The organism is Streptomyces iranensis, from assembly GCF_017874715.1.
GTDB classification, from domain to species: Bacteria; Actinomycetota; Actinomycetes; order Streptomycetales; family Streptomycetaceae; genus Streptomyces; species Streptomyces iranensis.
Genome location: NZ_JAGGLR010000071.1, coordinates 1 through 3,456 on the forward strand (window position 1 = coordinate 1; position 3,456 = coordinate 3,456).

Annotated in this window: 1 protein-coding gene; it reads right to left on the reverse strand. The window is 70.6% G+C overall.

Annotation, left to right across the window (positions count from 1 at the left end; translation table 11 throughout):
* Positions 1–3,456: condensation domain-containing protein (locus tag J2Z30_RS49175; protein ID WP_209469209.1), on the reverse strand; the 3,456-nt coding region annotated here is incomplete at both ends.

Here is a 3,456-nt window from a genome sequence, read left to right on the forward strand (position 1 = left end):
TTGCAGGAGTAGTCGGGCGAGTTGGTTGGCGCGTTGGTTGACCTCGCGGTATGTCCACCGTTGGTCTTCGCACACCACGGCCACTGTGTCCGGGGTCCGTGTCACCCACTCCTCGAACAACCCCGACAACGACACCTTCGGGTCGGTCTCCGCGACACGGGCGTTCGGGCCCGGTACCAGCCGCTTCCGTTCGTCATCCGAGAGCACGTCGATCCGATCGACGTTCCGGCCCGGATCGTCGGCGATGGCCTCCAGGACGCGGACCAGCCGCTGTGCCACCGCCCGTACGGCCGGGGCCTCGAATACATCCGGCCGGTAGCCGAGGCGCAACCGCAGACGTTCGCCCGGGACCACGACCACTGCCAACGGGTAGTGCGTGGCGTCCTGACCATCGGTGGCCGTCAGCCGCAGCCCGGCGCGGGCCGCCTGCGCATGGGCCCCGGCGCCCACGGGGTAGTTCTCGAAGACCACTACCGTGTCGAAGAGCTGCCCCGTCCCGGCGGCGGGCCGCAGCTCCGACAGTCCCAGATGGTGGTGTGCGGAAAGCTCGCCGTGCTGGCGTTGTACGGCCGTCAGCAACTCCTCCACCGGTTGACCCACCGGCACCCGGACACGTACCGGCACCGTGTTGATGCACAGCCCGACCAATGACTCAATGCCCGCCACCTCCGCCGGGCGCACCGCCACCGTCGTACCGAACACCACATCGTCGCGGCCGGTCAGCCTGCCCAGCAGGATGGCCCACGCGGTCTGCACCAGTGTGTTGAGGGTGAGCCCCATCCGCCGAGCACGCTGCGCGAGTTGGGCGGTCCGTTCCACCGACAGATCGACGGCCATCTCGTCGGGGGCCACGGTCGTACGGCCCGGATCGGCCGGTGCCAGCAGGGTGGGCTCCTCCACACCGGCCAGCGCCGTGCGCCAGGCGGCGCGGGCCGCGTCCCGGTCCTGCCGTCGCAGCCAGTCCAGGTACTCCCGGTAGGGCGCGGTGGCGGGCAGGCCCGAGTCGTCCCCGTCCCGTTCGTACAGCGTGAACAGCTCCTGGACGACGAGCGGTACGGACCAGCCGTCCAGCAGGATGTGGTGGCTGGTCATCACCACCCGGTACTGATCCGCGCCCCAATGGACGAGGGCGAAGCGGATCAGTGGCGGCCGGGTGAGATCGAACCGCGTGGCGCGGTCCTCGGCCAGCCACCGGTCGAACGCGGCGGGGCGCCGCTCCTCGGGAAGGTCGCCGAGATCCAGCTCGTGCCAGACGGAGGGGACAGCGGGCGCCACCACCTGCACGGGCTGGGACAGTCCGTGGTGATGGAAGGACGCGGCCAGGTTCGGATGGCGACGCAGCAGGGCGTCCGCCGCCCGCCGGAAGCGTGCGCCGCTGACCTCCCCTTCGAGGTGGAAGGTGAACTGCACGAGATAGACGTCCGGGGCCGCCTCGTCGTACACGGCGTGGAACAGCAGTCCGCTCTGGAGAGGGGTCAGCGGCAGCAGCTCCGCGGTGTCGGTGGTGTCCGCGGCGTGTGTGGCCTTCGCCGACAGGGCGGTGCGCTCCGCCGACAGGCTCGCGTATTCGGGCGGGGTGAGGGTCACCAAGGGCCCCGCCTTTCCGGAGGTGAGCTCCTGCGACGGGGCCGCCGGGTTGTTCCCGGAGTGGGCGACGGGAGCGAGGCCCTCCGGCGTCCGGTGCCGGAAGACCTGCCCCGGTGTGAGGACGAGTCCCTCCGTGCGGGCGCGGCTGACCAGCCGCATGGCGAGGACACTGTCGCCACCCAAGTTGAAGAAGCTCTTGTCCGCGCCTACATCGGGGATGCCGAGCACCTCGCCGAAGAGAGCACACAGCCGTGCCTCCAGAGGTGTGGCCGCCGGCCGTCCCGAAGCGAGCGCGGAGAAGTCGGGCGCGGGGAGGGCCGCGCGGTCGAGCTTGCCGTTCGCGGTGAGCGGCATCCGGTCGAGGGCGATGACCGCCGAGGGCACCATATGGGCGGGCAGCCGCTCGCTGAGATACGAGCGGAGCGAGGCGATCACCGCACCCGTCCCGTGTGCGAGGCCGGGCTCGTTGGCGTAGGCGGAGGCGGGACGGCGGGGTGTGGTGGAGGGCGGTGCGGCGATGTCGAGGGTGGGGACGCCGACAGTGGGGGTGGCGGGGGTGCTGAGGTCGATGAACACACCGTCGAGACGCCCTTCATCGGCCGCCCAGCGCAGTGCCAGGTCGTAGCCGTGCGCCTCGGCGAGCCGATGGAGCGCTTCCGGGTCCGGCTCTGCGTCCGGCTCGGTGCCCAGCTCGGTGTCCGGCTCCGTCCCCGAGCCGTCGTGCCCGGCCGTCGAGGCCGTCGCCGTGAGGTGGTGCCGGGCGTCGTCCGGGTCGGCACCGGTGTCGAGACGGTGCAGGGCGGTGAGCTCGCCGGTCAGCCGGGTGTTGGGGACACCGGACACCCGCAGCGCTCGTGGGCGGTGGTCTCCCGTCAGCGTGTCGCGCAGGTCGTCCACCGTACGGATGTCCTCACCCCACCGCAGATGTGGCGCACGGTCGGTGGCGAGCAGTGTGACGGGAGCCTTGGTGAGGATGACGTCGTAGCGGTGCCGGGTGAGCTCGTTGCGCGCCGAGCCGCGTTTGACGCGGACGTCGACGGCGCCTATGGCGGGCACGACGGATGTGAGGGTGGTGAAGTACTCCGGGTCCACCAGGAGTTCCCGCTCCAGGCGGATGGCGTTGTCCACCGTGGCGCGCAGGCTCTCCGGCGTGGTCCCCGCGGACGCCTGGGTGAGGGCGACCGCGGTGGCGAAGCAGCGCAGCAGGCGAAGGTTGCGTACGTCCCCGATGAACAGCTTCCCGCCGGGCTTGAGGACCGCCATGGCATGGGTGATGACATCGGTCAGGTAGTCGACGTTCGGGAAGTACTGGACGACGGAGTTGATGACGACGGTGTCGAAGCGTCCCTCGGGCAGCGTGCTGAAGTCATGCGCCGGCCGGCACTCGAGCGTCACCCGGCCGTCGCCTGCGCCCAGCTCGGGATCCTGCGCCACGCGCTGATCCAGGGCAGCGATGGCGGAGGCCGAGACGTCGGTGCCCCAGTAGCTCGCACAGTCCGGAGCCAGACGTGACAGGAGTAGACCGGTGCCGACCCCGATCTCCAGGACATCGCGCGGCCCGAGCGCGCTGATGCGGTCCACGGTCGTGGCCAGCCATTCCCGCATCTCCCGCAGGGGGATGGGCTGCTGGTCGTAGCTGCTGTCCCACCCGACGAAGTCCTCGCTCAGCGAAGTGGCGGCCCGGTCCCCGTAGAGGGAGTCGTAGACCGCGCGCCACTCCTCGACCTGCTGCTCCACCATGTCCGCCGCCCGGTGAAGGCTCCGGCTGGTGGTGGTGTAGGCGATGAGGTGTTTGTTGTTGTGGTGGTCGTGGTGGAGGGTGGCTGCGGCGTGGGTGATGTGGGGGTGGGTGGTGAGGGTGTTTTCTAT